12 protein-coding genes are annotated in these 7,736 nt (G+C 36.1%); all 12 read left to right on the forward strand.

Annotation, left to right across the window (positions count from 1 at the left end; translation table 11 throughout):
• Nucleotides 1-642: immunoglobulin-like domain-containing protein (locus tag ACLUJM_RS11805; RefSeq protein ID WP_412412891.1), on the forward strand; the 642-nt coding region annotated here is incomplete at its 5' end.
• Nucleotides 643-1,013: 371 nt separating this feature from the next.
• Complete coding sequence (locus ACLUJM_RS11810) at nt 1,014-1,388, forward strand: hypothetical protein (protein ID WP_008819306.1); 375 nt, start codon at nt 1,014-1,016, stop codon at nt 1,386-1,388.
• A gap of 122 nt (nt 1,389-1,510) precedes the next feature.
• Entirely contained in the window at nt 1,511-1,708 is a 198-nt protein-coding gene (locus ACLUJM_RS11815) for a hypothetical protein (RefSeq protein ID WP_008727316.1), read from the forward strand.
• Between the two features lie 2 nt (nt 1,709-1,710).
• Nucleotides 1,711-2,712 carry an ATPase, T2SS/T4P/T4SS family gene (locus ACLUJM_RS11820; RefSeq protein ID WP_195301783.1) on the forward strand — a complete coding sequence of 334 codons (1,002 nt, stop codon included), beginning with the start codon at nt 1,711-1,713 and terminating at the stop codon, nt 2,710-2,712.
• A complete protein-coding gene (locus ACLUJM_RS11825; RefSeq protein WP_008727319.1) occupies nt 2,709-3,500 on the forward strand; it encodes a hypothetical protein in 792 nt (263 codons plus the stop codon). Before ACLUJM_RS11820 ends, ACLUJM_RS11825 begins: the two co-directional genes overlap by 4 nt.
• Entirely contained in the window at nt 3,497-4,183 is a 687-nt protein-coding gene (locus ACLUJM_RS11830; RefSeq protein ID WP_008727320.1) for a hypothetical protein, read from the forward strand. Before ACLUJM_RS11825 ends, ACLUJM_RS11830 begins: the two co-directional genes overlap by 4 nt.
• Before the next feature lie 130 nt (nt 4,184-4,313).
• Nucleotides 4,314-4,442: a hypothetical protein gene (locus tag ACLUJM_RS11835; RefSeq protein ID WP_008727323.1), complete on the forward strand. Its 129-nt coding sequence runs from the start codon at nt 4,314-4,316 to the stop codon at nt 4,440-4,442.
• Nucleotides 4,442-4,840, forward strand: coding sequence for an immunoglobulin-like domain-containing protein (locus ACLUJM_RS11840; RefSeq protein ID WP_008727324.1), 399 nt, complete (start codon nt 4,442-4,444; stop codon nt 4,838-4,840). Before ACLUJM_RS11835 ends, ACLUJM_RS11840 begins: the two co-directional genes overlap by 1 nt.
• Before the next feature lie 16 nt (nt 4,841-4,856).
• Nucleotides 4,857-5,177 (forward strand): hypothetical protein, encoded by a 321-nt coding sequence (locus ACLUJM_RS11845; protein ID WP_008727325.1) that lies wholly within the window; start codon nt 4,857-4,859, stop codon nt 5,175-5,177.
• A 33-nt stretch (nt 5,178-5,210) separates the two neighbouring features.
• Nucleotides 5,211-6,257 carry a hypothetical protein gene (locus ACLUJM_RS11850; protein ID WP_008727326.1) on the forward strand — a complete coding sequence of 349 codons (1,047 nt, stop codon included), beginning with the start codon at nt 5,211-5,213 and terminating at the stop codon, nt 6,255-6,257.
• Entirely contained in the window at nt 6,238-6,549 is a 312-nt protein-coding gene (locus ACLUJM_RS11855) for a hypothetical protein (RefSeq protein ID WP_008727327.1), read from the forward strand. Before ACLUJM_RS11850 ends, ACLUJM_RS11855 begins: the two co-directional genes overlap by 20 nt.
• Before the next feature lie 19 nt (nt 6,550-6,568).
• Nucleotides 6,569-7,736 (forward strand): hypothetical protein (locus ACLUJM_RS11860; protein ID WP_412412892.1); only part of this gene is annotated, 1,168 nt, incomplete at its 3' end.

Consider the following 7,736-nt stretch of genomic DNA (forward strand, 5'->3'; position numbering starts at 1 on the left):
TCTAACCCAACAAAGGCAAACCATAAATTTATGGGATGGTACACTTCCCTATCGTTCAATGTCGCTTACAATTTTAATTCAGCAGTGACAAGCAGTTTCACACTTTACGCAAGATGGGATGAACGCCCCACGATTAAAGCGGAGGACATTGTGATTTTTGAGAAAGCTTATACTCCTGAAAAGTGGAAACAAGTGCGTATGGAGGATGTAACGGCTTCTGATAAAGAGGACGGAAATATCACTGGAAAGATTAAAGTACCGTATGATAACGTTGATTTGAATAATCAGGGTGAATATAAGGTACGGTATGAGGTTACTGACAGCGCTGGAAACAAGTTCACAAAGGAAGTGAAAGTAACTGTAATCAGCAGTAAGCCACCAGAAGAAAATACGTATAAGCGTATTCGTTCCATTTCAAAGGAATATGTTGATACACTCAACGTAAAGAGTTTATGGCGTGTGAATGCTGACATGAGTTCTTTATTGACTACCACGCTGAATAAAGCGGATACGAACACGAGAAGTGTCTGGAAGCTGTCAGCTGAGGATATAGAGCGTATAAAGGAATTTAATCGTACGCATGACTATTCACCTGAAAGCAATGCACTTTTCCTTGCACAGTTTGGTGATTTAAAACATTGATTTATATGAATGCTGTAGCAAGGAATCACATTGTTTAACTGCTTAGAGGAGGGATGAAAAAATGAGTAAAGAGAAAATGATTTTTCTCTCACTATTCGCGTTTGTTAGTTTGTTTTGTGGGTTACTGCTTTACTTGTCCATACCCGCATTATCAATTTTAGGAATTTCGTGTCTGAATGAGCTGAACGTACAGAGTGTTAATTGTGTTAGTATCGTAGTGCCGTTTACGGTGATACTTATATGCGCTGTCGGGATGGTCTTGGTGATGCTTGTTGTGTAAGTTATTCGCATGTATGTCTAATCACTGTATGGATGATGAATGCTAAAGATAACATTATCCTCCTCTATGCAGACGGAAAGGAGGAAAAAGTATGAGAACGATTTTCAGGTATGCTATATTCTTCGTGCTGTTTGTCATAACGACACTTGTTGTAATGGATGTAAATTCAACATCACAGAGAAAAACAGAAATGAATGATTCTGCTGAAATCAGTATGCGAAATGTGTTGAAAGCGAATAACATAAATAAAATGTATCCTATGACTGCAAGTGACATGGAAACTGAGTTGATAAGAAATATTGCTCAAAATATGAACACAGATAGCGGAATGGATATAGGCATACTGGAAATTAACACAAAAGGTCTTATGGATATAACGTTGACATCAGAGTTTACACATTTAAACGGACAAGCGGACAAGCGAACGATGCGAAAAATCATGCTTGTTGAAACTTACGAAAAGTAAGAATGCCGTTGGTGAAAATCTGTCGTATATGAATGGTTATGCTACCACAAAAGGCACAAGGCGCTAATAAAAAATAAGCGCCTTTTTTCGTAAAAAAAGCGAAAAAAGAAAGGAATAAAAACATGGAAATTAGTTTACGTACTGCCGTTATCGGCATCATTATTTTAGTAGGGGCTGTATTAGTTGTTGCAGCTTCTATTGTATATTCAAATAAAACAAATGCACAGATGCAGACCCAGACAGACAAAATGTTTCAGGATATCAATAGTGCTGCTGGTGCAAATATTCTCTCTGATACTCCGCTGACATTCCAGTATTAAAAATGTTTGACTTCGGTATATTGCAACCGTATGTAGACGATAAAGAGATAACAGACATAGACAGTAATTCAAAGACTGTCTATGTCACACATCAGTATAAGGGCACTTATAAGGTCGCGAATCTACCAGATGGTTATTTATCTGCTTTATTAAAACGGTTATGCAATGCAAAAGAAATCAATGAACAGTTCAACTATGAAAATCCGATACTTGACGGTGAAATAGATGGATTGAGAATCCATGCGGAGCATAGTTCTTTCGTCACTTCTGGTGATACGTTGAATATACGTAAAAATCCGTTGGAATTGGTCATTACTGAAGAACAAACGGATTTTGCACCACAAGAAGTATTTGATTTTTTAAGAGCTGCAGCACGTGCGAAAATGTCTGTTATATTTGGCGGTGAAGTAGGAAGTGGAAAAACTCAGGCTATGAAAACATTTTTAACATATACTGACCCTACTGAATCTATCGTATTTATTTCTGATATCGATGAAATGCGTATGACTGAACTTTATCCTGAACGCAACTATCGGCAATGTATTGTAAATGATATCGTCGATTATACAAAAGCGACGGCTTCTATATTGCGTGATAACCCTGCATATGTGTGTTTTCAGGAGGTTAGGGATAGTGCTGTAGATGCTTTGTTTCTGGCTTTGTCGGGCAGTTCTCGTGTCACCTCATCATTGCATGTAAAAAATGCTTTACTGATGCCGCAAAGACTGATACAGCTATCAGACAACAAGAATGATAAAAGACTATTGTCGACGATACATGACTATGTACAGATTTGTGTCGTACCGTATAAAGAGATAAAAAACGGTCTGACAAGGCGGTTCATAGGTGAGATAGCGGTTTTTTGGAATGAAGAAAATGAACCACGAAAGCAGCTGATTTATGAGTGTTATGGTAATAAGCCGCATCTGTATGCGTTGCCAAAATACTTCCAAGGGTATTTTGATAAAAACGGTGTCAAGTTGAAATGGAGTGAGGAAAAATGAAGAAATACAGTACAAAAAAGAAAAGTAAGCTCCTGTTCTTGGATACACATGGATATGATTTTTCAAGAACTGATCTAATACTTTCTATGACCGGAATAATCTTCCTGATTGCTACAGTATGTATCTTGCATAAGCTGAATGCTGTGTATTCCGGAATCATCATAATCTCGATGTTGATTGCATTACCTGTACTCATATCATCGTATTTCATGTATAAGGCAGAGAAAAAACGTTTCGATGAATACTGTACGTATTTTGAATACATGAAAATGTATTACAAGACATATGGAAAAATCATGGATGCTTTGCGAGAAACGGAAAAGCAGTTTAATGACAAGTCAAAAATGAAAGTATGTATTCAGGATGCGATACATGAAATCGAAGATAATGCAGATTATCATGCGGCACTGGGATATATTGATAAACGGTATCACAACACGCATTTGGAACGGTTACATTCTTTATTGATTATGGGAGAGGTACAAGGTACGAAAGGAATTGATAAAAACCTTGACTTAATCAATTACGAGAGTTGGCGTGAAAATATAATCATATATCAGAAAAAGAAAAAGACAGCTAGACTTTTCTTGATTTTCTTTCTGGTGTTTGCTTTGGTTACTTCCCTGATGTCGGTATTTGTGGCTGGACAGCTGGAAACCATGGCACAGATATTCAATGATGCAAGTTATCAGTTATACACGTTTATCGAACTTGAATTGATATTACTTGTGTTCGTTGGGATATGGTCGTATCTGGTCAGTGGTAAATGGATAAGGGGTGATGAATGATGAACAGAATCAGACAGCTGTTGAATGGCAATACAGAAAAATATGCATATCTGATAACGGATGAAAAGAAATTTCGTAATCAACATTATGCATGTTTGATTGTAGCACTGTTTACTTTCGTTCCTGCAATCATATTGTGGCTTGGCTTGACATATATCAGCGTGTGTCTGGCTTTGGTAATCTGTGTAAGTGCGTGGAGACTGCCGTATATGCTGTTGAAGCTGTCGCATAATACGCATTGTAATAATGTGATGGCAACAATCCCATTATGGATAAACGCCTTGTATTCTCTGCTGGGTGAAAACAATATCGACAATGCAATCATAGCATCTTATGAAACAGCTCCAGATGCATTGAAACAGGATTTAAAGGTGTTTATCGAACAGATAAAGGAAGATTCAGCAAACAAGCAGGTTTATATGAATTTCCTTTCCAGATATGAGATTGACGGATTCCGTGAAATCATGATGAAACTGTATGAATTCCGTAATCTTTCTAAAGAGAATTTGCGTTATGAAATATTGACATTGAATAAATCTTTGGGAAAGATTGAAGAAATGAATATGGAAAAGCGCTGTAAAGGTGAAATCATGATGGCTGACATGATGGCTGTCGTATTGATTTCGATTCCTAGCTTATATATGATGTTGATACAGGATATCTTAACATCAATCATTTTGTAGGAGGATATACGTATGAATATAACGTTAGAAGAAATTGTGGAATTCATTCCTGATATCATCATACTTATTCCCCTACTGTTTATTTTCTTACCGTTGTTTCTGGATATGGCAAAGTTAGGAGTGTGATATCATGGAAAATGTATTGGAAGAAGTGGCACAGCTGCTGCTTGAAAATATAGCGGTTATCGGTGTTGTAGGATTGCTGACAGTAACGTTTATGTCATACAATATTACAGATGCTATCATGAGGTTGTTCTAATGGAGATTACAACAAAGCAAACGGCAGCTATGTTCCCTGTGTTCATTGCTGTAATATCTGCAACTGTTTTAGTGATAGCGTGGCGGACAACTTGCGGTATGTATGTAAATGAATCCATGAAACAGAGTGAATCTGTGCAGCTGAATGTGAATGCCGGATTGATAGGAAAAAGCTATCCTGCAATTCTTGGCGAGAATATACGTATCAAGAAAGGCAGCATTTTCGTACCTACGGAACATATAAAGTGTCAGGATGCACAGGATGGAAACATTACTGGAGCAATACGATTTTATGGAAGTGTTGATACACGTACAAAAGGCGTGTACAAGTTGAAATGTGTTGCTGTTAATTCTTTAGGTCTAAAAACAGTAAAATACGTATGGATACTTGTGGATTGACGGTTGGGAGGATATTATGAGAGTATCGTTAAGGGCGGCAATAGGTATATTATTTCTGTCATTTGTTGTTGTAATATTCATGGGTATCATGAATGTACAAATGCAGATTAGTAAATTGAATGATTATCATTATGCCGCTGTGCAGGAAATGGAAAGCAGTGATTTTTCTCCAGTTGTGATAAACAGGATACGAAGCAATGGAGAGTATACCGTTAATGTGGAAGATAAAACATTAAAAGAAGATATGCGGATATATCAGGTGACTACTTCAAAGAAGATTTCTCTGCCAATCTTGAATTTTGAAAAAACATATGTAAAAGAAAGCACTGCACGATAGCGTAGTGCTTTCTTTTATAAAGAGGAGGCAGTCATGATTATTAGAAAGATGGTAAAAAGTACGAATGTGCTTGCATTTATCGTAAACAGAATACTGATGTTCGTGTTAGTTGGTTATCTATATTACTTGTTAAAGACCGATGGAAATATATCTTCATTTACAGTGATTCGTTATGGATGGACTGCTATGTTTTACTATTGTATATTTGACACAGTGATTAAGGTATCAAAACTTAAGTATCGGTTAGCAAACCCATTATTAAGAGAAATAAAAGTAGAAAAAGATTATTCGATATGTGAATGTTGTATTCCTGTTATGATAAATGGAAATAGTGAAGAAAAGCAGGAAAATAAACCTATAGGTAAGATTCAAAAAATGGATAAACGTATAAGGGCGATAAGTAAAGCAACATGGTTGAATGTGGAAAGTGTCTTGACTATCATTTCATATATTTTTGAAATGATTGTTATGTCTACTATGTGTTTCTTGTTTTATTACGGCATACAGACAGTGGATTTCAGCAAAGTAACGGTCGAAGGGATTCTATCCGTGTGGTTTGTGTGCAGTATATTGAGTTTTATGATTTACAAGTTATCCTATCTTTCAGAAAATGGATGTAATCATTATATCAGGTTGAGATATGGTGAATCTGAATATATTTTAACTGATAGAATGGAATTGAACACAGGAAGAAACCGCGCATGGTTACGGTCTAAAAGAGATAAAAGCGATATGTTTATGGATGTATGTATTCATTTTTTTGAATTGTCTTTTGATATATGTAAATTGCTGTCATGTGCTTTTATCATTATGTTTGCATCTTGTGGGCTATGTGAGTTGTGGATGGTGTATCCATATATGCCGGATGTATTTTTTTATTTTTCTTTATTGATAATCGTTGTTGAAATAGCGAAGATTTTAATTTCAGAAGTCAGCTATGAGATAGATAGGGATATCGTCCTTGCACGACCTTTATCCTGTGGAGAAGAATATAAGTTTTTTGAAAATGATATTGATAAGAAAAAACTTATCATGTGGAAATCAGAAAGGAATGATAAAAATGAATATGGTACAATATGATTTACAATTTGCTACGGTAAGCGTTCCGGCGGAAGTGTCTCACGAAGAAATACGTTCTACTGTGGCAAACGTTGTAACGGATGCAGGAACTAAAGCAAAGAATACAACGACAACAACGGCAAAGGGTGTTATAGACAGTATCGGTGTCATTGCATTGATTGTGTGTGTGTTTATGCTTCTTTTTGGAAAAAAGAGTAAGGCTTTAGAAATTATTGTGTGTGTTGTTGTTGCGTATCTGGTTATAACAAATGCACAGGCAGTTTGGGCTTGGGCAACATCGTTTGTAAAATAGAAAGGGAGTGGAGCTTATGATGAATAACCTGCTCCCTTTTATCTTGTTTTCAAAAGATATCTCAGAGCTTGGAGACGGTGTAATAAATAACCTTGAAACGAAAGATATGGTAACAGATTTCATGCGTAAAATAGGTGAAATATTGTTTGATTTATTAAAAATGATAAATGATTCATTAGAAAAGGCTTTTACACTTGTCTTGAATTTTGATTTTTCCGGTATTTCACAATTACAAATAGCCGGAACGAGATTACAGGATTTTGCAATGTCAATAGGATTTATTGTGTTCGTAATATTTGTGGTTGTGAAATTTCTGAAATTTGAAAATCTTTTAGGCTATTTTTACAATGTTCTATGTACACTTGCGATGATTACGATTTTTGGATTCGTGTTTACATTCATGCATGATTTACAGAAATACGGAATGCAGACAGTGAAATATGCTTTTGACGTTAAGGAACAGGAAACGACATCCGACATGTTATATAGAAATGCTACTGTGGATTTGAAGCAGTCGGTACAAAAAAATAAGGTCATACATTTAAGTGAAAAGATTAACAGAAGGAATTATGACTATTTAGAATCGCTTCCACATTCTATCATAGATACAAAATATGAAGATGGAAAAGTAGTTGATTTGGACGGTGGAGTTTTAGGCACTTCATTCTTAGAAGAAAAGTATTATCGTTATAAAACTGATTATTGGGAAGTTGTTATCACGCTTATCGTAATGGCAATCATTTATATATTCAGCATCTATAAAGGTGCGTATCTGGCAATACAAGGGCAGTTGTTGAAACTTCTTGGTACTTTGGCTATGGCGATAAAGCTACATGATGCTAAACAGGCAGCTCAGGCGATTGGTAGTGTAGTAAATAATGTGCTCGCTATATTTATCTTATACCTGTCTGTAACATTGTTTTCTGTGATTAACGCAAATCTAATTACTACTAATTATTTTGATAGCTTAGGTTTAGGTGCATGGTTTGTGAAAGCTGTCTTTATATTAGCTTGCGGAATGATGTGCATTCTCGGCGGTACAGAGATAGATAAGTTGTTCGGTATTGATTCAGGCAGTGGCTTCATGATGAAATCCGCATTTTTTGGCGGTAAGATGCTCAGGGGCGGTAAGAAAATGGCTGCCGCAGGAGCTGCAAGCTTTGGCTTAGCTAAGAAAGGCATGCAAG

Origin of the sequence: Finegoldia sp., from assembly GCF_046991905.1 — a bacterium.
GTDB lineage: Bacteria > Bacillota > Clostridia > Tissierellales > Peptoniphilaceae > Finegoldia.